This is a genomic window from Rhodococcus sp. NPDC055112 (genome assembly GCF_053607505.1).
On the sequence record NZ_JBSGTR010000078.1, the window covers coordinates 1 to 21,463 of the forward strand.

General features: G+C 70.6%; 23 protein-coding genes. 13 read left to right on the top strand and 10 right to left on the bottom strand.

All coding sequences use genetic code 11. The features are described from left to right. Positions 1 to 49 precede the first annotated feature (49 nt). The 3 genes from ACWFRB_RS24040 to ACWFRB_RS24050 all read right to left on the bottom strand — a co-directional run bounded on the left by ACWFRB_RS24040 (position 50) and on the right by ACWFRB_RS24050 (position 2,845). Positions 50 to 1,015, bottom strand: a complete 966-nt coding sequence (locus tag ACWFRB_RS24040) for a carbohydrate kinase family protein (RefSeq protein WP_452643750.1) — start codon at positions 1,013 to 1,015, stop codon at positions 50 to 52. Positions 1,016 to 1,232: 217 nt separating this feature from the next. Then, the gene (locus tag ACWFRB_RS24045; RefSeq protein WP_027500065.1) at positions 1,233 to 1,601 is read right to left on the bottom strand and encodes a HesB/IscA family protein; all 369 of its coding nucleotides are present in this window, start codon (positions 1,599 to 1,601) and stop codon (positions 1,233 to 1,235) included. 170 nt (positions 1,602 to 1,771) lie between these two features. Then, a complete protein-coding gene (locus ACWFRB_RS24050; RefSeq protein ID WP_452643751.1) occupies positions 1,772 to 2,845 on the bottom strand; it encodes a glycerate kinase family protein in 1,074 nt (357 codons plus the stop codon). Positions 2,846 to 2,960: 115 nt separating this feature from the next. Between ACWFRB_RS24050 and ACWFRB_RS24055 the strand changes: the two genes are divergently transcribed. Further along, positions 2,961 to 3,617 (top strand): DUF3043 domain-containing protein, encoded by a 657-nt coding sequence (locus ACWFRB_RS24055; RefSeq protein WP_452643752.1) that lies wholly within the window; start codon positions 2,961 to 2,963, stop codon positions 3,615 to 3,617. A gap of 10 nt (positions 3,618 to 3,627) precedes the next feature. Here the strand turns inward: ACWFRB_RS24055 and ACWFRB_RS24060 are convergent, their stop codons facing one another. Continuing rightward, positions 3,628 to 3,852 (bottom strand): hypothetical protein, encoded by a 225-nt coding sequence (locus ACWFRB_RS24060; RefSeq protein WP_452643753.1) that lies wholly within the window; start codon positions 3,850 to 3,852, stop codon positions 3,628 to 3,630. 84 nt (positions 3,853 to 3,936) lie between these two features. Between ACWFRB_RS24060 and ACWFRB_RS24065 the strand changes: the two genes are divergently transcribed. From ACWFRB_RS24065 to ACWFRB_RS24080, 4 genes are read left to right on the top strand one after another with little or no spacing between them, the layout of a single operon-like run. Further along, positions 3,937 to 4,911, top strand: coding sequence for a GlxA family transcriptional regulator (locus ACWFRB_RS24065; protein ID WP_452643754.1), 975 nt, complete (start codon positions 3,937 to 3,939; stop codon positions 4,909 to 4,911). Positions 4,912 to 4,914: 3 nt separating this feature from the next. Then, the gene (locus tag ACWFRB_RS24070; protein ID WP_452643755.1) at positions 4,915 to 5,472 is read left to right on the top strand and encodes a bifunctional adenosylcobinamide kinase/adenosylcobinamide-phosphate guanylyltransferase; all 558 of its coding nucleotides are present in this window, start codon (positions 4,915 to 4,917) and stop codon (positions 5,470 to 5,472) included. A 55-nt stretch (positions 5,473 to 5,527) separates the two neighbouring features. Beyond that, positions 5,528 to 6,649, top strand: coding sequence for a nicotinate-nucleotide--dimethylbenzimidazole phosphoribosyltransferase (gene cobT / locus ACWFRB_RS24075; protein WP_452643756.1), 1,122 nt, complete (start codon positions 5,528 to 5,530; stop codon positions 6,647 to 6,649). Between the two features lie 2 nt (positions 6,650 to 6,651). Further along, entirely contained in the window at positions 6,652 to 7,422 is a 771-nt protein-coding gene (locus tag ACWFRB_RS24080) for an adenosylcobinamide-GDP ribazoletransferase (protein WP_452643757.1), read from the top strand. 36 nt (positions 7,423 to 7,458) lie between these two features. Here the strand turns inward: ACWFRB_RS24080 and ACWFRB_RS24085 are convergent, their stop codons facing one another. After that, positions 7,459 to 7,965: a cupin domain-containing protein gene (locus ACWFRB_RS24085; protein WP_452643758.1), complete on the bottom strand. Its 507-nt coding sequence runs from the start codon at positions 7,963 to 7,965 to the stop codon at positions 7,459 to 7,461. A gap of 142 nt (positions 7,966 to 8,107) precedes the next feature. Here ACWFRB_RS24085 and ACWFRB_RS24090 point away from each other — a divergent pair, with 142 nt between their 5' ends. After that, positions 8,108 to 8,671: a TetR/AcrR family transcriptional regulator gene (locus tag ACWFRB_RS24090; protein WP_452643759.1), complete on the top strand. Its 564-nt coding sequence runs from the start codon at positions 8,108 to 8,110 to the stop codon at positions 8,669 to 8,671. A 52-nt stretch (positions 8,672 to 8,723) separates the two neighbouring features. Here the strand turns inward: ACWFRB_RS24090 and ACWFRB_RS24095 are convergent, their stop codons facing one another. Genes ACWFRB_RS24095 through gcvT form a run of 3 tightly spaced genes read right to left on the bottom strand, consistent with a single transcriptional unit; the run spans position 8,724 to position 11,547 of the window. Beyond that, the gene (locus ACWFRB_RS24095) at positions 8,724 to 9,260 is read right to left on the bottom strand and encodes a carboxymuconolactone decarboxylase family protein (protein ID WP_452643760.1); all 537 of its coding nucleotides are present in this window, start codon (positions 9,258 to 9,260) and stop codon (positions 8,724 to 8,726) included. Positions 9,261 to 9,310: 50 nt separating this feature from the next. After that, on the bottom strand, positions 9,311 to 10,414 hold the full coding sequence (locus ACWFRB_RS24100) for a branched-chain amino acid aminotransferase (RefSeq protein ID WP_452643761.1): 1,104 nt from the start codon (positions 10,412 to 10,414) through the stop codon (positions 9,311 to 9,313). Positions 10,415 to 10,446: 32 nt separating this feature from the next. After that, positions 10,447 to 11,547 carry a glycine cleavage system aminomethyltransferase GcvT gene (gene gcvT / locus ACWFRB_RS24105; RefSeq protein WP_452643762.1) on the bottom strand — a complete coding sequence of 367 codons (1,101 nt, stop codon included), beginning with the start codon at positions 11,545 to 11,547 and terminating at the stop codon, positions 10,447 to 10,449. Positions 11,548 to 11,630: 83 nt separating this feature from the next. On the opposite strand from gcvT, the gene ACWFRB_RS24110 reads away from it, so the two are divergent. Continuing rightward, entirely contained in the window at positions 11,631 to 13,145 is a 1,515-nt protein-coding gene (locus tag ACWFRB_RS24110; protein ID WP_452643763.1) for a leucyl aminopeptidase, read from the top strand. Positions 13,146 to 13,205: 60 nt separating this feature from the next. Here ACWFRB_RS24110 and ACWFRB_RS24115 read toward each other — a convergent pair whose 3' ends face one another. Next, positions 13,206 to 13,544: an oxidoreductase gene (locus tag ACWFRB_RS24115; protein WP_392980433.1), complete on the bottom strand. Its 339-nt coding sequence runs from the start codon at positions 13,542 to 13,544 to the stop codon at positions 13,206 to 13,208. A gap of 255 nt (positions 13,545 to 13,799) precedes the next feature. Here ACWFRB_RS24115 and sucB point away from each other — a divergent pair, with 255 nt between their 5' ends. The 5 genes from sucB to ACWFRB_RS24140 all read left to right on the top strand — a co-directional run bounded on the left by sucB (position 13,800) and on the right by ACWFRB_RS24140 (position 19,194). Continuing rightward, positions 13,800 to 15,509 carry a 2-oxoglutarate dehydrogenase, E2 component, dihydrolipoamide succinyltransferase gene (sucB, locus tag ACWFRB_RS24120; protein WP_452643764.1) on the top strand — a complete coding sequence of 570 codons (1,710 nt, stop codon included), beginning with the start codon at positions 13,800 to 13,802 and terminating at the stop codon, positions 15,507 to 15,509. Between the two features lie 98 nt (positions 15,510 to 15,607). Further along, positions 15,608 to 16,498, top strand: coding sequence for a TIGR01777 family oxidoreductase (locus ACWFRB_RS24125; protein ID WP_452643765.1), 891 nt, complete (start codon positions 15,608 to 15,610; stop codon positions 16,496 to 16,498). A 58-nt stretch (positions 16,499 to 16,556) separates the two neighbouring features. Beyond that, the gene (gene lipB / locus ACWFRB_RS24130) at positions 16,557 to 17,321 is read left to right on the top strand and encodes a lipoyl(octanoyl) transferase LipB (protein WP_452643766.1); all 765 of its coding nucleotides are present in this window, start codon (positions 16,557 to 16,559) and stop codon (positions 17,319 to 17,321) included. A gap of 62 nt (positions 17,322 to 17,383) precedes the next feature. Next, positions 17,384 to 18,397: a lipoyl synthase gene (gene lipA / locus ACWFRB_RS24135; protein WP_452643767.1), complete on the top strand. Its 1,014-nt coding sequence runs from the start codon at positions 17,384 to 17,386 to the stop codon at positions 18,395 to 18,397. Positions 18,398 to 18,453: 56 nt separating this feature from the next. Further along, positions 18,454 to 19,194 carry a DUF4191 domain-containing protein gene (locus tag ACWFRB_RS24140; RefSeq protein ID WP_452643768.1) on the top strand — a complete coding sequence of 247 codons (741 nt, stop codon included), beginning with the start codon at positions 18,454 to 18,456 and terminating at the stop codon, positions 19,192 to 19,194. 73 nt (positions 19,195 to 19,267) lie between these two features. On the opposite strand, the gene ACWFRB_RS24145 is transcribed toward ACWFRB_RS24140, so the two are convergent. After that, positions 19,268 to 19,744 (bottom strand): RDD family protein, encoded by a 477-nt coding sequence (locus ACWFRB_RS24145; RefSeq protein WP_452643769.1) that lies wholly within the window; start codon positions 19,742 to 19,744, stop codon positions 19,268 to 19,270. 195 nt (positions 19,745 to 19,939) lie between these two features. On the opposite strand from ACWFRB_RS24145, the gene glnA reads away from it, so the two are divergent. Then, positions 19,940 to 21,376 (top strand): type I glutamate--ammonia ligase, encoded by a 1,437-nt coding sequence (glnA, locus tag ACWFRB_RS24150; protein ID WP_077041973.1) that lies wholly within the window; start codon positions 19,940 to 19,942, stop codon positions 21,374 to 21,376. Positions 21,377 to 21,463 lie beyond the last annotated feature (87 nt).

Consider the following 21,463-nt stretch of genomic DNA (forward strand, 5'->3'; position numbering starts at 1 on the left):
GTTGACGAGTCTCAGGACTCGTCAACCGCGCACAGGCGGCGTAGCCGCCTTACTTCAGCAGGGCGCCGATCTCGTCCGCGGCGTCGGGGCCGTAGGCCTCGGCCAGGCGCTTGACGGCCTCGTCGCGGTCGAGGGTCCATTCCTGGGTGCCGACGGTCTCGAGCACCAGCACCGCCACCAGCGAGCCGAGCTGAGCGGACCGCTCGAGGCCGAGGCCCGCGCTCTGTCCGACCAGGAATCCGGCGCGGAAGGCGTCGCCGACACCGGTCGGATCCACCTTTGCCTTCTCGGGCACGACGCCGACGCGGACCCAGTTGCCCTCACGGTCCACCATCTCGACGCCCTTGGCGCCGAGCGTGGTCACCCGCAGTCCCACCTGCTCCGCGACCTCGGTCTCGGTGAGCTCGGTCTTCTGCAGCAGCAGGCCCCACTCGTACTCGTTCGTGAACAGGTACTTCGCGCCGCCGATCAGTTCCTTCGCCTCCGCGCCGGACAGCCGGGCGAGCTGCTGCGAGGGGTCGGCCGCGAACGGCAGCCCCAGCTCGCGGCACTGCTCGGTGTGCCGGATCATCGCCGCGGGGTCGTTCGCGCCGATCAGGACGAGCTCGACGCCATCGCCAATGCCGTCGAGGGAGATCTCCCTTGCCTCGCTCATCGCGCCGGGGTAGAACGACGCGATCTGCGCCATGTCCTCGTCGGTGGTGCACACGAAGCGCGCGGTGTGAGCGGTCTCGGAGACGTGCACGGAGTCGCAGTCGACGCCGGCGGACTCGAGCCAGGTGCGATATTCGGCGAAGTCGGCACCGACCGCGCCGACGAGCAGCGGGGTGCCACCGAGCACGCCCATGGCGTACGCGATGTTGCCGCCGACGCCGCCGCGACGCACCACCAGGTCGTCGACCAGGAAGCTCAGCGAGATGTGGCTGAGCTGGTCGGCGAGGAGCTGGTCGGCGAAGCGCCCGGGGAACCGCATCAGATGATCGGTGGCGATGGAGCCGGTGACCGCAATTGTCACGCGCAGAGACCTCTCAGTAGTTCGTCGATACCGCGGCCAGTTCGTCGGCCGCGGCACTAATGTGCCGCAAAACTGCCACGGTACCCGGCACGTCGCCGCCGCGGCGACCAGAGCACCCCGGCGGGTACCCCCGGATACGACTCTGACGCGGGCCCACGTGGGGCACCGCGTCAGAGGTGTCGACGGACTCACGCGACGCGGACGTCGCGGGGTCGGATCAGTTGAACGAGTCTCCACAGGCGCAGGAGCCGGTGGCGTTCGGGTTGTCGATCGTGAAGCCCTGCTTCTCGATGGTGTCGACGAAGTCGATCGAGGCGCCCTCGACGTACGGCGCGCTCATCCGATCGACCGCGAGGCTGACGCCACCGAAGTCGACGACCAGGTCACCGTCGAGGTTCCGGTCGTCGAAGAAGAGCTGGTAACGCAGTCCGGCGCAGCCGCCCGGCTGCACGGCGATGCGCAGCGCGAGGTCGTCGCGACCTTCCTGGTCGAGCAGCGCCTTGGCCTTCGACGCGGCGGCGTCGGTCATGGTGACCTTGTGCGCCTCCGTCTCGACGGGGGCTGTCGTCTCGTTCTGCACAGTCATGGGCTCTCCCTGTTCGCTCGTACCAAACCCGTGAACGCTTCAACGGTACTCTGCCGTGCAGTATTCCTGACGGGGCCGACGACGATGACGGCGCCGTCGACATTGTTCCGGGTCGGACCGACTCCAGTGTGCCGCGCCGCGCCCCTACCGCGCCACCGGCGGCCGTGCCATCACCCCTCCTGCGGCCACTGCCAGGCCACCTTCTCGGTGAGTGCGCGCAGCTGACCAGCCGCATCGGACATCGCCAGGCGCACCGAGCCGGCGTGGTCCGCCACCGAGTGCACCGCGCGCAGGCCTGCGCCCGCGGACGCGCCCGCCTCGAGCTGCACCTGACCCGCGATCACCACGGTCGGCACCCCGTGCCCCGCCGCCGCCTCGGCGAGGGCGATCACCACCTTGCCCCGCAGCGACTGGTGGTCGAACCTCCCCTCCCCGGTGAGCACCAGGTCGGCGGACGCCAGCAGCGACTCCTGCCCGGTGTGGGTCGCGACGACCGCGGCACCCGATTCCCGCGTCGCGCCGAGCGCCAGCAACGACGCCCCGATCCCGCCCGCCGCGCCGGCCCCCTCGTCGTCGGCCACCCGCCTCCCTGCGGCCGACTCCAGCACCCTCGACCACTCGGCGTTGCGTCGCTCCAGCAGCTCGACGGCCGCGGCGTCCGCACCCTTCTGCGGCCCGAACACCGCGGCGGCGCCGTGCTCACCGAGCAGCGGGTTCCGCACGTCGGTGGCGGCGATCAGCCGGATCCCCGCCAGCCGCTCCCGCGCGGACGCGACGGCCGCGCGGTCGGTCCCGCCGCCGAGCACCTCGACCAGTCCCCTGCCGCCGTCGGTGCAGCCGCTGCCGCCGAGCCCGACCACCACCGTGGTTGCGCCCGCGTCCACGGCCGCGGCGATCAGCTGCCCGACGCCACGGCTGTGCGCGGCGACCGCGGTGCGCGGATCCGGCGGCCCGCCGAGCAACGCAAGTCCGCACGCCTGTGCCGATTCGAGGTAGGCGGTGTCCCCCGCGGCCAGCCAGCGGGCCCGCACGGGCTCATCGAGCGGGCCGTCGACGGTCACGCCGATCGGCTCGCCGATCCGGGCCGCGAGCACGTCGACGAACCCGGGCCCGCCGTCCGACTGCGGCGCCAGGGCCAGCTCGTCGTCGGGTCTGCCCGCGGACCAGCCTGCCGCCATCGCCGCGGCGGCCTGTACCGCTGTGAGGGTGTCCCCGAACGAATCCGGCGCGATCAGCACTCGCATCGGCCGAGTGTAGGACCGGCGGCGCCGCCCGGCAGCGCGGCGCGGGGTGACCCCGTGTCCATCCCGACGGGACGGGTGCGAATCGATGCACGCGCACGGCAAGTAACCTGAAGGGGTGAAGCTGCTGCGCCGAGGAAACTCCGACACCCCCGACAACGGCGACCATGAGGTCGTCGAGTCGACCGCGGTCGAACTGACCTCCCCGTCCGAGACCGAGGGCAAGGGCAGGCCGACCCCGAAGCGCCGCGAGGCCGAGAGCAAGCGACGCGGCCCGGTCGCACCCGCGCCGCTGACCGCAAAGGAAGCGCGGGCTCGCCGCAAGCAGACCCAGGGCAGCAAGGAGGAGCGCAAGCAGGCCTCCGCGGAGCGCCGGGCGACCGCAGCCGATCGACGCGCCCGGATGCTCGCGGGTGAGGACAAGTACCTGCTGCCGCGCGACAAGGGCCCCGTGCGCGCCTACGTCCGCGACCTCGTCGACTCCCGCAGGCACCTGGTCGGGCTGTTCATGCCGCTGGCGCTGCTGCTGATCATGGCGATGTTCCTGAGCCCCGCGATCCAGTCGATCGTGACGCTGGGCATGTTGGTGCTGATGTTGTTCATGCTGGCCGAGGGGTACATCATGGGCCGCACCATCAATCGGCAGGTCCGTGAGAGGTTCCCCGACACCATGGACGGCGGCCTGAAGCTGGGCTGGTACGCGTTCGTCCGGGCCTCTCAGATCCGGAAGATGCGGGCGCCGCAGCCCCGGGTCTCCCCCGGCGACGCCGTCTAGTAGGCACCCCTCAGCTGTGCGGCGCCCGGTGCCGCACGGCCTGGAGGTCGGCGAACATCCGTTCGGCGTCGCGATCGACGACGTTCACCGAACCCGAGGCGGGGTCGGGCCGAAAGTGGTTGAACTGGTACCGCCGGATGCCGGCAGGCTCCCGGTCCCGGCCACGGCGGGCGACCGCCACGAAGACTCCCTGTAGCGCGATCATCAGCAGGACGAGCGCTATGAATGTGGTCATGGCTGCAATTTTGCGGCCATAGATTTGCCGCCAACAGTGGCAGCAATGACATAGTTCGTCAATATCGCGCCATATACTGTGCTCATGTTGTCCTCGGTCGCGGTGCTCCTCGTCGACCATGCCGCCATGTTCGAGTTCGGCGTGGTCTGCGAGGTGTTCGGCGTCGACCGCACGTCGGTCGGCCTGCCCGCCTTCGACTTCCGGGTCTGTGGTCCGGAGGCAGGCGTGCCGCTGACGTCCGTCACCCCCGGCATCTCCATCACCCCCGAGCACGGACTCGACGGGCTGCGCGGGGCGGACCTGATCGCGATTCCGGCCTCCGCGATCCGCACCGACTTTCCGCCCGCCGTCGTCGCGGCGTTGCGGGAGGCCGCGGCCTCGGGCGCCACCGTGCTCACGGTCTGCTCGGGCGCGTTCCTGGCCGGGGCCGCGGGACTGCTCGACGGACGCAAGTGCACCACCCACTGGGTTCACGCGGACGAGCTCGCCCGCGCCTTTCCCACCACCACCGTCGACCCGGACGTCCTCTTCGTCGACGAGGGCGACCTCATCACCAGCGCGGGCACCGCCGCCGGGATCGACGCCTGCCTGCACCTGGTCCGGCGCGAACTCGGTAGCGCGGTCGCGAACACCATCGCGCGGCGCATGGTCGTACCGCCGCAACGGGACGGCGGACAGCGCCAGTTCATCGAACGGGCCGTGGTCGACTGCGCAGACGACAGCATCACCGACACCCTGCGATGGATGAGCGAACACCTCGACGCCGCCCACAGCATCGAGAGCCTGGCCGCACGGTCGACGATGTCGACCCGCACCTTCGCGCGGAAGTTCGCGGCCGAGACCGGGACCACCCCGGTCAAATGGCTGACGACGCAACGGGTGTTGCTGGCCCAGCAGCTCCTCGAGGAGACCGGCTACGGGCTCGAGGAGATCGCGAGCCGCTGCGGATTCGGGTCCGGCGCGCTCTTGCGCCACCACTTCCACCGGCAGGTCGGGCTGGCTCCAGCCGACTACCGCCGACGGTTCGGCGACCGCGCCCCTGCCGTTGGTACCGTCTAGTTCGTGCCGTCCCCCGCCCCACAGCCGCCGCTACGCACCCTCGTGCTCGGCGGGGCACGATCCGGCAAGTCCGGTCTCGCCGAGGCCCTGATGGACGGATCCGCGCCGACCGCCGTCCGCTACATCGCCACCGCCCGCCTCGACGCCGCCGATGCCGACTGGGAGGAGCGGATCGAGGCGCATCGCAGCCGCCGACCGCGCGAGTGGACCACCGTCGAGAGCGCGACCGGCGCCGGGCTCGCCGAGCTGCTGCGCGCCGACGCCGCCCCGACCATGGTCGACGATCTCGGCACCTGGCTGACCGCGGAGATGGACGCGGCGCAGGCCTGGGAGCTCCCGCGAGGCACCCTCGCCCCGCGCATCGACGACCTGGTCGACGCCGTCGCGGACCATCGCGGCAGACTCGTCCTGGTCAGCCCGGAGGTGGGCCTCGGCGTGATCCCCGAGACCCGGTCCGGTCGACTGTTCCGAGACGAGATCGGCTCCCTCAACGCGAGGATGGCCCAGGTCTGCGACGAGGTGCTTCTCGTGGTAGCCGGGCTGGCCACCAGACTCAAGTGACGCCTATTTCAAGTGACACGTTCAAGCGGTACCGCGCTGAAGTGAGAGGTCAACTGTGACAACCGAATCGGGCATCCCATCCGAGGCGGCCTTCGAGGCCGTCACGCCCCCGGACCCGGCCGTCGCGGCCGAGGCCGACGCCCGCCAGCAGCAGCTGACCAAGCCCGCGGGCTCGCTCGGCCGGCTCGAGGCGCTCGGCGGATGGGCCGCGGCCTGCCAGGGCCAGTGCCCGCCCCGGGTGTTCGCTCGCCCCCGGGTCGTCGTCTTCGCGGGCGACCACGGCGTGACCGCGCACGGCGTGTCCGCGTACCCCGCCGAGGTGACCGCGCAGATGGTGGCCAACTTCCAGGCGGGCGGCGCGGCCGTGAACGCGCTCGCCGCCACCACCGGGGCGGGGGTCCGGGTGGTCGACATCGCCGTCGCGACCGACACCGACCCCACCGTCTCCACGCACAAGGTCCGGCGCTCGAGCGGCTCCATCGACCGCGAGGACGCGCTCAGCGAATCGGAGACGCTGCGGGCCATCGCGGCGGGGCGCGCCATCGCCGACGAGGAGATCGACAGCGGCGTCGACCTGCTCATCGCGGGCGACATGGGCATCGGCAACACCACCCCCGCGACGGTGCTGATCGCCGCGCTGACCAACACCGAACCGGTCGCCGCGGTCGGTCGCGGCACCGGCGTCGACGACGCAGGCTGGATCCGCAAGACCGCCGCCATCCGCGACGCGATGCGCCGGGTCCGGCCCGTCACCGCCGACCCGGTGGCGCTGCTGCGCGTTGGTGCGGGCGCGGACCTGGCGGCGATGGCCGGGTTCCTCGCCCAGGCCGCGCTGCGCCGGACCCCCGTCATCCTCGACGGCGTCGTGGTGACGGCCGCCGCCATGGTCGCGGAGGACCTGGCTCCCGGCGCCCGCGAGTGGTGGGTCGCCGGGCACCGCTCCACCGAGCCCGCGCACACGATCGCGCTCAAGCACCTGCGGCTCGACCCGATCCTCGAACTGGGCATGCGGCTCGGCGAGGGGTCCGGCGCGCTGGTGGCGCTGCCCGTGCTGCAGTCCGCGGTCGCCGCCCTCGCCGACATGGCGACGTTCGCCGACGCGGGCGTGAGCACCGAATCCGGTGAGCAGACAACCGATTCCGAGGCCGACGACGAGACCGGGGCCGAGGCGCACTGACGGTGACCAACGCGCTCGGCGGGATCCGGCTCGCGCTGTCCTGGCTGACGGTGCTGCCCGCCCGCCACGATCCCGACGCGCAGACGATCGACAGGACCGCGGGCCGACGGGCCATCGCCGCGACCCCGGTGGTCGGGCTGCTGCTCGGTGCCGTCTGCGCCGGCGCCCTCTGGTTGCTGCTCGCGGCCTCGCTCGATCCGGCCCTGGCCGGGCTGGTCACGGTGGCGGCGCTGGCGCTGCTCACCCGCGGCATGCACGTCGACGGACTGGCGGACACCGTCGACGGGCTCGGCTGTTACGGCCCGCCCGAGCGTGCCCTCGAGGTGATGCGCGGCGGCGGCATCGGCCCCTTCGGGGTCGTCGCCCTCATCGTCTGCATCGGCGCACAGGCACTCTCGTTCGGCTCGCTGGCCCAGTCCGGGCAGTGGATCGCGATCGGTGTCGCGGTGGCGGCGGGCCGGGTGGCGGTCGTCCTCGCCTGCAGGCGCGGGGTCCCCGCGGCGGGCCCGACCGGGTTCGGTGCGCTGGTCGCCGACAGCCAGGGCCGGTGGTCGTGCGCGCTGTGGTCGCTGACGGTGACCGCGGCGGCCGTGTTCGCTGTGCCCGGCCGCTGGTGGCAGGGACCGGTCGTGGTGCTCGCGGCGCTGGCCGCGACGGCGCTGCTGACCCGGCACTGCGCCCGCCGGTTCGGCGGCCTCACCGGGGACGTGCTCGGCGCGGCGCTCGAGGTGTCGGTGACGATGGTTGCCATCGGGTTCATGCTCGGCGGCTGAGCACGAACCCGACGCCCCTCACGCCCGACGTGACCGCTATCCGGAATGTGGGCCGAAGCTCACCCCCTGGGTGCGCACCAGCTCCGCGGTTGCGACCAGGTCGAATTCGATGCCGAAACGCTCGGTGAGTGCGGACGTATCGGGAAGGCTGCCGTCGGCTGGCAGCTCAGGAACCTGCTCGAACAGGCCCTCGAGGCCACCGGGTGTGATGATCTCGAGGAATCGCGCCTCACGGTCGTCGGGGTTCCACACCGCGTGCCACTGCCCCCTCGGCTTGAAGATCATCGCGCCCGCCTCGGCGTAGACCACCCGGTCACCGAGAAGTGCGGCGACCCGCCCCGACTGCACCACCGTGTACTCGTCCTCCCTGGCGTGCCGGTGCACCGGCGAGGTCAGCCGCCTTGGCGGGACCCGATGCTCGACGAGGGCGAAGCCGCCGTCGGTCTGATTGTCGCGCACCATGATTCGCACCCCCGAGGACGCGAGGGTGCCTGCCGGATCCTCGTCGGGACCGAGCACCGCCGGTCCGATCGTCTCGCTCATGCCAACCACCTTCCGATTCGGCGGCACCCGGTGCACCGCAGTGCGCCGAATCCTGTACCGATCGGTCTAGTGTGTCAATAGTCCATCACATATGCCCATGTAGGGACTGAATCTGATGAGTACCGACTGGTACAGTGATGCCATGTCTACGCGCGATCAGCTCGTCGAGGCGGCCGCAGATCTGCTGCAGCGCCGCGGTTACACCGGCACCGGAATGGCCGAGGTGCTGTCGGAGAGCGGCACGACCAAGGGGTCGCTGTACTTCCATTTCCCAGGCGGCAAGGAGGAGCTCGCAGGAGTCGCTCTGCGACACCGGGGTTCGACGATGGCCGCCTTCATCTCGCACCTCCTGGACAGCTCGCCCGACTCAGGAACGGCGGTGGCCGCCTTCGCCGCGGCGCTGGCGGCGCGGCTGGTGGACTCCGACTACGAGCGCGGCTGCGCGCTGGCCACCGCCACCCTCGACGCCGCCACCGAATCACCCGTCATCAGGGCGTCCTGCGCCGACGGCTACGACTCCTGGCTGTCCCTGCTCGCCGCTCGGCTCGAGGCGGACGGCTGGGCGCCCGAGGAGGCCGCCGACGAGGCGGTCCTGACGCTCTCCGCGCTCGAGGGCGCGCTCGTTCTCGCCAGGGCGCAACAGGATCCGGCGCCGCTGCACAGGGTCGGGCGGATGCTCGCCCGGCGCCTGGCGCCCGCGAGCTGAACGATTCCGGGTGGCAGGAGACGGTGTTCGCGGACGGGGTCGGGCTCGGGCGCTACTTCTCGGGAACGACGCAGAACGCGCCGTCGGAGAAGCCAGACGGCCGGATTCCGAGGGCCTGGTTCAGCCGGCCACGATGGTTCTCCCATGCGATCGCCGCGGCGAGCTCCGTGAGCTGTGTCCTGCTGAACCTGTCGAGGAGCCGCGCGCGCAGATCGTCGCCGATGTGGGCAGGCGTGCGGCTGATCGCCTCGGCCAGCTCGAGGACCAGCTTCTCGGTGTCGTCGAACTCGTCGCTGTCACGGAAGGCCGAGAGGGCGCGCAGCTGCGCGTCGGACAGGCCGAGGTCGCGGGCGAACGCCGATCCGATGTCGAGGCAGTACTCGCAATTGGTCAGCGCGGCCGCCTTGATCTCACCCAGCGCCTTGAGCCGCATGTCGACCTTCCCGCTGGTCACCAGGGCGACCTCGTGCACGGCGATCGCCGCGAGCAGCTGCGGTCGCCTGCCGAGCCAGCGGAATGCGTCCGACCTGTTGCGACGGGCCGTGGGAAACACGCGGCGCAGCGAGCCGATCTGACGTGCGACGCCCATGGCTCCAGGTGTACACCCGGTGCCCGAGCCTCACAAGGCGCGGCGCGACCTCAGGCCAGCGTGGACATCCAGCCGTGGGTGTCCGCGAAGGTGCCGCGCTGGATCCCGGTGAGGGTGTCACGCAGGGCCATCGTGACCTCGCCCGACTCACCGTCGCCGATGGTGAACTCACCCGCGGCCGACTTGACCGTGCCGACCGGGGTGATCACCGCGGCCGTGCCGCAGGCGAACACCTCGGTGATCTCGCCGGAGGCGGCCTTCTCGCGCCACTCGTCCGTGCTGATCTTGCGCTCCTCGACCGCGAACCCCGCATCGGTGGCCAGCGTCAGCAGCGAGTCGCGGGTGATGCCGGGCAGCAGCGCACCGGACAGCTCCGGGGTCACCAGCCGGGCGGACGAGCCGGACCCGAAGACGAAGAACAGGTTCATCCCGCCCATCTCCTCGACGTAGCAGCGCTCCTTCGCGTCGAGCCACACCACCTGGTCGCAGCCCTCGTCGGCGGCCTGCGCCTGCGCGACCAGCGAGGCCGCGTAGTTGCCAGCGAACTTGGCCGCTCCGGTGCCGCCGGGAGCCGCACGCACGTACTCGGTGGACAGCCACACGCTCACCGGCTTCACCCCGCGCGGGAAGTAGGCGCTGGCAGGCGAGGCGATCAGCAGGTACCGGTACTCGGTGGACGGACGCACCCCGAGCCCGACCTCGGTCGAGATCATGAACGGGCGCATGTACAGCGAGTCCTCGCCGCCCGGGGCCGGCACCCAGTCCCGGTCCACCGCGAGCAGCTCCGTGATCGAGGCCAGGAACAGGTCGTCGGGCAGCTCGGGCATCGCGATGCGGCGGGCCGAGGCACGCAACCGGTCCGCGTTCGCGGTCACCCGGAACGAGGCGATGGACCCGTCCTGCTGGCGGTAGGCCTTGAGCCCCTCGAAGATCGCCTGGCCGTAGTGCAGCACCATGGCCGCCGGGTCCAGCTGGAGCGGGGCGTACGGCTGCACGGTCGCGCTGTGCCACCCACGTCCCTCGGTGTAGTCGATCGTCACCATGTGATCGGTGAAGTACTTCCCGAACCCGGGAGCAGCCAGCACCCGTTCGCGCTCCGCGGCGGTGGCGGGCGAGGGGTGCGGGATGCGCGTGAAGTCGAGAACACCAGTCATGGCGGGAATCCTATCGAACCGGGTGAGGGCGGTTACTTGGTGTGGACGGGGACGAACGGCGGGTTGACGACCTCGCAGCGCAACGCCCTGCCGCGCACGTCGACCTCGATCTGATCCCCCGCTCCGACACCCGAATCGGTATCGATGAGCGCCAGCGCGATCCCGACCTTGAGGGTCGGCGAGAAGGTGCCCGAGGTGGTCTCCCCGATCGGGGCGCCGTCACGCATGACGGTCTGACCCTGGCGCAGCACGCCGCGGTCGAGCGCCTTGATGCCCCACATCTTGCGGGCCGGTCCCGCCTCCTTCTCGGCAACCAGCGCGGCGCGACCCCAGAACTCCGGCTTCTTCCACCCGATCGCCCAGCCGCAGCGCGCCTGCAGCGGCGAGATCTCCGTCGACAGTTCGTGACCGTGCAGCGGGTAGCCCGCCTCGGTGCGCAGGGTGTCGCGGGCACCGAGCCCGGCGACCTCGCCGCCCGCGGCACGGACCTCGGCGACGAGTGCGCGGAACACCTTCTCGCAGTCGTCCCACGCGGGCAGCAGCTCGTAGCCGCGCTCGCCGGTGTACCCGGTGCGGCAGACCCGGACGGTGACTCCCCCGAAGGTGGCGTCGGCGTACGACATGTACTCCATGTCGGACGGAAGCCCCAGCGCGGCAAGGATATCCGCGGACTTCGGCCCCTGCACGGCGAGCACACCGAACTCGCGGTGCTGGTCGGTCACCGTGATCCCTGCGGGCGCCTTGGCAGCCAGCTCGGCGACGACGGCAGCGGTGTTGGCCGCGTTGGGGACGAGGAAGACCTCCTCGTCGCTGACGTAGTAGGCGATCAGGTCGTCGGTGACGCCGCCCGTCTCCGTGGCGCAAAGGGTGTACTGCGCCTGGCCGGGCCCGATCTTGCCCAGATCGTTGGTCAGAGAGGCGTTCACGAACTCCGCCGCGCCGGGTCCGACGACGAGCGCCTTGCCCAGGTGGCTGACGTCGAAGACGCCGACGGTCTCGCGGACCGCGGTGTGCTCGGCCACCACACCCGCATAGGAAACCGGCATCTCCCAGCCGCCGAACGGGGCGAAGGTGGCGCCCAGTTCGGCGTGCACCGCGCGGAGGGGGCCCTGCAAGAGTTCAGCGTCGCTCATGGGCGAACACGCTAGCCGACTCGGGCGTTGCCCCCGCACTAGAGTTGGCCCGCAGTTGTTCACCAACAGATCAGGAGATCGAAGTGAGTGCCGCCAAGCCCCCCACCGCACCCCTCGGCCCCGAGCTCGCGCTGGCCGGATCCGTCGCCGAGTCGGTGGAGGTCCTCGTCATCGGCCTCACCAAGGGCGCCGAGGGCCCGGAGGCCTCGGTCGGCGACGCGCTCGACGACGCGACCGCAGAGGCGGTGCTGGCCGGGCTGGTCGCGGTCGGGGCCACCGGCAAGTCCGAGGAGTTGACCCGGATACCGGCACCCGCGGGCTCGGGCGTCGCCAGCATCCTCGCGGTGGGGCTCGGCGACCCCGACGACGTCGACGCCCAGCGGATCCGCGAGTGCGCGGGCGTCGCGGCCCGCGCACTGGCCGGGACGGCCGTCGCGGCCACCACGCTGTCCGCCCTCGACCTCGGCGCGGCCGCGGAGGGCTTCTACCTCGGCGCATACACCTTCACCCGGTTCAAGTCGGCCAAGTCGGCGCCGAAGGACAACGGCAAGCCGCTCGCACGCGTGGAGCTGCTCGTCGAGGAGCCCGGCGACCAGGAGTCCGAGAGCACCCTCGCCCGGTCCGCCGCGATCGCCGAGGCCGTCGCCACCGCGCGTGAGTTCGTGAACACCCCACCGAGCCACCTCTTCCCGGAGGAGTTCGCCGCCCGCGCCGAGGCGCTCGGCAAAGCGGCCGGGCTCGACGTCGAGATCCTCGACGAGAAGGCGCTCGAGAAGGGCGGCTTCGGCGGCATCCTCGGCGTCGGCAAGGGCTCCTCCCGTCAGCCGCGCCTGGTCCGGCTCACCCACAAGGGGTCCGGCGGCAAGTCCGTTGCCCTGGTCGGCAAGGGCATCACCTTCGACACCGGCGGCATCTCGATCAAGCCTGCCGCGGGCATGGAGAACATGACCTCCGACATGGGCGGCGCCGCGGCGGTCGTCGCGACGGTCGTGCTGGCAGCAAAGCTCGGCCTGAAGGTCGGCGTCGACGCCTGGGTGCCGATGGCCGAGAACATGCCGTCCAGCACCGCGCAGCGCCCCGGTGACGTGCTCACCCAGTACGGCGGCACCACGGTCGAGGTCATCAACACCGACGCCGAGGGACGGCTGATCCTGGCCGACGCGATCGTGCGTGCCTGCGAGGAGAAGCCCGACTACCTGATCGACACCGCCACCCTGACCGGGGCGCAGATGGTGGCGCTCGGCAACCGCACGCCCGGTGTGATGGGCACCGACGAGTTCCGTGACCGCGTCGCGAACATCTCGCAGCAGATCGGCGAGAACGCCTGGGCGATGCCGCTGCCCGGTGAGCTGCGCGCGGACCTCAACTCGAAGGTCGCCGACCTGGCCAACGTCACCAACCACCGCTGGGGCGGCATGCTCGCCGCCGCCATCTACCTCAAGGAATTCGTCGCCGAGGGCGTGCAGTGGGCGCACATCGACGTGGCAGGCCCGGCCTACAACACCGGCGGGCCGTTCGGCTTCACCGGCAAGGGCGGAACCGGGGTCCCGGTGCGAACCATGATCAGCGTGCTCGAGGACATCGACCAGCAGGGCTGACACCCGGTGCGTCTTTCCGGCCCGCGGCGGGGCCGGAAAGACGCACGGGCGGCGCAGCCGCTACGCCTCGCGGGCGCGGTTGCGGAGGATCTTCTGCCGGGCGTCGTAGTCGCGCATTCGCTGCGGATACCCGGTCTTGTGGACGTCGTACACGGGAATGTGCAGATCCTCACCGAGGCGGCGGGCTCCGTGCACCCCGCCGACCGGGCGGCGCGTCCATTCCCCGTCGTTCGCGACCAGCACGACCGTGACCGGCGTGACGGTGGTCTGCGGCTCCACGTAGGCCTCGACCCCGGTGTGCGTGTGCACCCAGTTCGCCAGGTACTGGGCGTCGGGTCCGCGCGTGCCGTGCCTGCCGGAACCCGCCCGTCCCCTCGAGAGCCTGCTGAAAAGACCCACGTCCTACCTCCTCCCGCCGTGGCGCGACCGCCCGTTCTGACCAGTTTCAAGTTTGCCAGCGCTTGCTGAGAACTGAATGTGGAACATGTGACCAGGCCCTCATAGGACGGGCGAATCCGATCAATGACAGGATGGGGCCGCGAGGTTCACGGTTCGCAACACGCCCCGTGGACCCAGTACGACACGCACAATGGATTTCGACCACAAGTCGGCAAAACTCAACAACCCGAACACAACTGTCGAGGAGTCAAAAGCATGGCCTTCTCCGTCCAGATGCCAGCTCTTGGTGAGAGCGTTACCGAGGGGACTGTCACGAGGTGGCTCAAGCAGGAAGGAGATACGGTCGAAGTCGACGAGCCCTTGCTCGAGGTCTCCACTGACAAGGTCGACACCGAGATCCCTTCCCCGGTGGCAGGCGTGCTGACCAAGATCGTCGCGCACGAGGATGAGACCGTCGAGATCGGCGGAGAGCTCGCCGTGATCGGCGCGGCAGGAGAAGCCGCCGCGCCCGCAGCCGCCCCGGAGCCCGCCGCCGCACCCGCACCCGCACCGGCCGCAGCGCCGGCGCCCGCCGCAGAGGCACCCGCTGCCCCGGCACCCGCCGCCCCGGCCCCCGCCGCGGCGTCCGGAACCCCGATCACCATGCCGGAACTCGGCGAATCCGTGACCGAGGGCACCGTCACCCGCTGGCTCAAGGCAGTCGGCGATTCGGTCGCCGTCGACGAGCCTCTGCTCGAGGTCTCGACCGACAAGGTCGACACCGAGATCCCCTCGCCCGTCGCGGGCACGCTGCTCGAGATCAGCGCCCAGGAGGACGACACCGTCCCCGTCGGCGGCCAGCTCGCCGTCATCGGTTCGGGCGCCCCCGCCGCCGCGCCTGCCGCGCCGCCGGCTCCCCCGGCACCCCCGGCTCCTCCGGTCGCACCCCCGACCCCCCCGGCTCCTCCGGTCGCACCCCCGGCACCCCCGGCACCGGCACCCGCTCCGGCAGCGCCGGCTCCGGCGGCCGCACCGTCCGGTGACGGCAGCCCGTACGTGACCCCCCTGGTCCGAAAGCTGGCCACGGACAACAACGTCGACCTGTCGACGGTCGCCGGCACCGGCGTCGGTGGACGGATCCGCAAGCAGGACGTGCTGGCCGCAGCCGAGGCGAAGGCCCCGGCCGCAGCCTCGACGACCGCTGCCCCCGCTGCCGCGGCCCCGGCCGCACCTGCCGCGGGTGTCCGGCCCGAGCTCGCGCACCTGCGCGGCACCACCCAGAAGGTCAACCGGATCCGCCAGATCACCGCGGTCAAGACCCGGGAGTCGCTGCAGACCACCGCGCAGCTGACCCAGACCTTCGAGGTCGACGTCACCAAGATCGTCGCCCTGCGGGCCCAGGCCAAGGCCGGGTTCGCCGAGCGCGAGGGCGTGAACCTGACCTTCCTGCCGTTCTTCGCGAAGGCCGTCGTCGAGGCGCTCGGGGCACACCCGAACGTCAACGCCAGCTACAACGAGGACGCCAAGGAGATCACCTACCACGCGGCCGAGCACCTCGGCATCGCCGTGGACACCGAGCAGGGCCTGCTCTCCCCGGTGATCCACAACGCGGGCGACCTGTCGCTGGCTGGCCTGGCCCGGGCGATCGCGGACATCGCCAAGCGCGCCCGCTCCGGCGGCCTCAAGCCGGACGAGCTGGCCGGTGGCACCTTCACGGTGACCAACATCGGCAGCCAGGGCGCCCTGTTCGACACCCCGATCCTGGTGCCGCCGCAGGCCGCCATGCTCGGCACGGGCGCGATCGTCAAGCGCCCGATGGTGATCACCGACGAGAACGGCAACGAGTCCATCGGCGTCCGGTCGATGTGCTACCTGCCGCTCACCTACGATCACCGCCTGATCGACGGCGCCGACGCGGGTCGGTTCCTCACCACGATCAAGCAGCGTCTCGAGGAAGCGTCGTTCGAGGCGGACCTGGGACTCTAGCTCTACCGCTCGGCCAGTAGATCGGCAGCACGGACACGCCCGTCGGGGGCGCCATCGGATCACCGATGGTGCCCCCGTCGGCGTCAGGAGGCAGCACGATGCGAGTGACAATCGCCGGCTCGTCCGGCTTGATCGGGTCATCCCTTGTGGCTTCGCTGCGGGCGGACGGCCACGAGATCCGTCGGCTGGTGCGCCGGCCTGCCGCGGGGCCTGACGAGTTCCGGTGGGTGCCCGAGCGCGCCGAGCTGGACGAGCGCGCCCTCGCCGGCGCGGACGCGGTGGTGAATCTGTGCGGCACCAACTTCGGTGACACCCGGTGGAACGGCGCGTTCAAGCAGACGCTGCGGGACAGCCGGATCACCTCCACCGACGTGATCTCGCGGGCGGTCGCCGATGCCGGGGTGCCGACGCTGCTCAACGCCAGCGCCGTCGGCTACTACGGCGACACCGGCGAGCGGGTCGTCGACGAGACCGCGGCGCAGGGCACCGGATTCCTGGCCGACCTGTGTCGGGACTGGGAGGCGGCGACGGTGCCCGCCCGGGAGGCCGGGGTGCGCACCGTGCTGCTGCGGAGCGCGGCGGTGATCTCACCGCGGGGCGGGCTGCTCGGCCGCCTGCGTCCGCTGTTCCGGCTCGGGCTCGGCGGCCGGCTCGGCACCGGGCGGCAGTACCTGTCCTGGATCTCCCTCGAGGACGAGCTCGACGCCATCGCGTTCGCGCTACGCACCGAGACGCTGAGCGGCCCGGTGAACCTCGTCGGGCCGTCGCCCGCGACCAACGCGTCGTTCACCACCGAGCTGGGCCGCGCCCTGCACCGCCCGACACCGTGGGTGGTGCCCGGATTCGCGGTGCGCGCCGTCGTGGGCGAGATCGCCGACGAGGTCGCGCTGACCGGGCAGCGGGTCCTGCCCGCGGCGCTGGAGAGCGCCGGATTCACCTTCCACCACAACACCATCGGCGAGGCCATCGACGCCGCGCTGTCGGACTGACCGCCCTCGGCCGCGGCCGCGCCGAGCCGGACGACGAGTCCGGCGTAACGTGTGCCGCATGGGCACCACTTCCTCGGTTCGGTTCAGCACGGATCCCCTCGAGGTGAGGAGCCTCGGCACCCTCGACTACCTGGCGGCATGGGAGCTGCAGCGCGAGCTCGTCGCCGATCGGGCCGCGGACAGCGGGCGTGACACCCTGCTGCTGCTCGAGCATCCGTCCGTCTACACCGCCGGGCGTCGCACCGCCCCGGAGGACCGGCCCACCGACGGCATCCCGGTGATCGACGTGGACCGCGGCGGCAAGATCACCTGGCACGGGCCCGGACAGTTGGTCGGCTACCCGATCGTCAAGCTCGCCGTGCCGGTCGACGTCGTGAACTACGTCCGGCGGATCGAGGAGGCACTGATCTCCGTCTGCACCGACCTCGGCATCGGATGCGGACGCGTCGAGGGCCGCTCCGGGGTGTGGCTGCCCGCCTCGCTGACCGGCGGGACCTGGCTGCCCGAGCGCAAGATCGCCGCGATCGGCGTGCGGATGCAGCGCGGGGTCGCCATGCACGGCTTCGCGATCAACTGCGACGCGGACCTCGGGGCCTTCGACGAGATCATCCCGTGCGGCATCGCCGACGCGGGCGTCACCTCGCTCTCGCGCGAACTCGGGCGGACGGTGACCGTCGCCGAGATCACCCCGGCGGTCGTCGCCGCGGTCGCGGCCGCGCTCGACGGCGAGCTCCGGGTCACCGAGCACGACATCGAGCGCATCACCTTCGACGAGGCGGCCGCGGCCGCGCCGACCCGCTTCACCACGCACCGGTTCGCCTGACGCCCATCGCCTGCCGTCTCCCGGTCGATCGACGTCCTCGCGCCGGGCGTAGCATCGGAGCCGTGACTGTGGCCCCAGAAGGACGCAAGCTGCTCCGTATCGAGATCCGAAACGCGGAGACCCCCATCGAACGCAAACCCAACTGGATCAAGACCCGAGCGAAGATGGGCCCGGAGTACTCCGAGCTCAAGGGCCTGGTCAAGCGGGAGGGTCTGCACACGGTCTGCGAGGAAGCGGGCTGCCCCAACATCTACGAGTGCTGGGAGGACCGCGAGGCCACCTTCCTCATCGGCGGTGAACAGTGCACCCGCCGATGCGATTTCTGCCAGATCGACACCGGCAAGCCGGACGCGCTCGACCGCGACGAGCCCCGCCGTGTCGCCGAGTCGGTGCAGGCGATGGGTCTGCGGTACTCCACGATCACCGGCGTCGCCCGCGACGACCTCGAGGACGGCGGCTCCTGGCTGTACGCCGAGACGGTCCGTCAGATCCACGCCCTCAATCCCGGCACCGGCGTCGAGAACCTGATCCCCGACTTCAACGGCAAGCCGGATCTGCTGGCCGAGGTGTTCGAGTCGCGGCCTGAGGTCCTCGCGCACAACGTCGAGACCGTGCCGCGGATCTTCAAGCGCATCCGGCCCGCGTTCCGGTACGAGCGCTCGCTCGGCGTCATCACCGCCGCCCGCGACTTCGGACTCGTCACCAAGTCGAACCTGATCCTCGGCATGGGCGAAACGCCCGAGGAGATCCGTCAGGCGCTGGTCGACCTGCACGAGGCCGGCTGCGACATCATCACCATCACCCAGTATCTGCGTCCCTCGCCGCGGCATCATCCCGTCGAGCGGTGGGTCAAGCCGGAGGAGTTCGTCGAGCACTCCGAGTTCGCCACCGAACTCGGCTTCGCGGGCGTGATGGCCGGACCCCTGGTCCGCTCCTCCTACCGGGCCGGTCGCCTCTACGCACAGGCGATGGCGCATCACGGCCGCGAGCTGCCCGAGGGCCAGGCACATCTCGCCGACGGGGGCAGCGCCTCGCAGGAAGCCAGCTCGCTGATGGAGCGGCTCGCCCGCGCCTGAGCCCGACCACCACTCGGGTGCGATTGGCCTCCGGCCAGGGACGTATCCTGTGACGTATGGCGAACGGCAAGGGCAAGCCCACCAAAGAGGCGAAGGCTGCGGCGAAAGCGGCCCGTAAGCAGGCATCGAAGGAGCGCAGGAGCCAGCTCTGGCAGGCGTTCCAGATGCAGCGCAAGGAAGACAAGCTGCTGCTGCCGCTGATGATCGGTGCCGTCGTCGGGCTCGCCGTGCTGTTCTTCCTGGTCGGCCTCATCTTCGGAATCCAGTGGTTCCTGCTGCCGATCGGCATCCTGCTCGGCGTGCTCGCCGCGTTCATCATCTTCGGCAGGCGCGTGCAGAAGACCGTGTACGGCAAGGCCGAGGGCCAGGCAGGCGCAGGCGCCTGGGCACTGGACAACCTGCAGGGCGGCTGGCGGGTGTCCAACGCGATCGCGGGCACCACCCAGCTCGACGCCGTGCACCGGGTGATCGGCAGGCCGGGCGTCATCCTGGTCGCCGAGGGTTCGCCGCAGCGGGTCAAGTCCCTTCTCGCGCAGGAGAAGAAGAAGACCGCGCGGCTCGTCGGCGACACCCCGATCTACGACATCATCATCGGCAACGACGAGGGCCAGGTGCCGTTGTCGCAGCTGCAGAAGTACCTCGCGAAGCTGCCGAAGAACATCGACACCAAGCGGATGGACTCGATCGAGGCGCGGCTGGCGGCGCTCGGCGCCCGCGGCGGCCCGGCCATGCCGAAGGGCCCGCTGCCCGGCGGCGCCAAGATGAAGGGCGTCCAGCGCACGATGCGCAGGCGCTGACCCTTCCCCTCACAACCGAAGTGCCCTCGACGTGAATCACGTCGAGGGCACTTCGCGTTCGGGTGCGGGGCGACTAGCGCGTGCGAACCAGCGCGGTGCCGGTGGCGCGGTCGTGCATGCCGCGGCCGTCGAGATCGGTGATCAGCGCGGGGACGACGAACACGAGCAACACCTGGCGGGCCAGCGCCCGCACGATGCCGACGGGCACCGGTGCGTCGACCCGGGCCACCTGCAATCCCACGCAGTACTGACCGGGGGTGAAGGAGAACAGCGACACCGTGACCACGCCGACGGCGAACCAGACCATCAGGATGATGCTGCCGAGCCTGCCGTCGAGCGCGTCCCCGCCGAGGATCAGCAGCGCGACTCCGCCGCCCATCAACCAGTCGATCATGAAGGCCGCGAGACGTCGGCCGGTACCGACCAGCGAGCCGGGGCCCGACTCCGGCAATCCGAGCCGCTCGCCCTTGTAGAGGTTCTCGGTGCCGTCCTCCCCCTTGGGAAGGGCGGCCGAGGGGCCGGAGAGCCAGGATCCAGTGCTTCGCGCCATGTATCCCAGGATAGGCCCAGCGTGGCGGGTCGATCACGATGCCCCGGGGAGGGTGTGAGATATACCGTTTCCCGAGACGTGTAACACTGGCGAAACACAACCTTGATTGCTGGGCAACACCAGGTCCATACCGTCTGTCTCGACGCAAGCCGCCGGAATGCACAATCGGCAGGCACCAACTGAAGGAGCACACGCGTGGCGTTCACCACGGCCGAAGAGGTCATCAACTACATAGCCGACGAAAAGATCGAGTACGTCGACATCCGGTTCAGCGACCTGCCGGGCGTTCAGCAGCACTTCTCGATCCCCGCGTCCGCGTTCAACAAGGACGTCTTCGAGGACGGACTCGCGTTCGACGGTTCTTCCGTCCGCGGCTTCCAGTCGATCCACGAGTCGGACATGATGCTCCTGCCCGACGTCAGCACCGCTCAGATCGACCCGTTCCGCGCCGCCAAGACGCTGAACATCAACTTCTTCGTGCACGACCCGTTCACCCGTGAGTCCTACAGCCGCGACCCGCGCAACGTCGCGCGCAAGGCCGAGGAGTACTTGGTCAGCACCGGCATCGCGGACACCGCGTTCTTCGGCGCCGAGGCCGAGTTCTACATCTTCGACTCGGTCCGCTACGACTCCGGCATGAACGGCGCCTTCTACGAGGTCGACTCCGTCTCGGGTTCCTGGAACACCGGCAACGAGGTCAACGCCGACGGCAGCCCGAACCTCGGCTACAAGGTCCGCGCGAAGGGTGGCTACTTCCCCGTCGCGCCGTACGACCACTACGTCGACCTGCGCGACGAGATCTCCACCAACCTGCAGAACGCGGGCTTCGAGCTCGAGCGCGGCCACCACGAGGTGGGCACCGGCGGCCAGCAGGAGATCAACTACAAGTTCAACACGCTGCTCGCGGCCGCGGATGACCTGCAGCTGTTCAAGTACATCGTGAAGAACACCGCCTGGCAGCACGGCAAGTCGGCCACCTTCATGCCGAAGCCGCTGTTCGGCGACAACGGCTCGGGCATGCACGTGCACCAGTCGCTGTGGAAGGACGGCAAGCCGCTGTTCCACGACGAGTCCGGCTACGCGGGCCTGTCCGACATGGCGCGCCACTACATCGGCGGCATCCTGCACCACGCGCCGTCGCTGCTGGCCTTCACCAACCCGACCATCAACTCGTACCACCGCCTGGTGCCGGGCTACGAAGCCCCCATCAACCTGGTGTACAGCCAGCGCAACCGCTCCGCGGCCGTGCGTATCCCGATCACCGGCAACAACCCGAAGGCCAAGCGCCTCGAGTTCCGCGCGCCAGACTCCTCGGGTAACCCGTACCTGAACTTCGCCGCGCAGATGATGGCCGGCCTGGACGGCATCAAGAACAAGATCGAGCCGATGGCGCCGGTCGACAAGGACCTCTACGAGCTCCCGCCGGAGGAGGCCCGCAACATCCCGCAGGCCCCCACCAGCCTGGCGACGGTCATCGACCGCCTCGAGGCCGATCACGAGTACCTCACCGAGGGTGGCGTGTTCACGACCGACCTGATCGAGACCTGGATCTCGATCAAGCGCGAGCAGGAGATCGCCCCGGTCAACCTGCGGCCGCACCCGTACGAATTCCAGCTGTACTACGACGTGTAAGTCGGCACCGCCGACGCGACGTCCAAGTCGCTCGAACCGCTGAACAACTGAACACACAACGGCGCCCCGACCAGTTCTGGTCGGGGC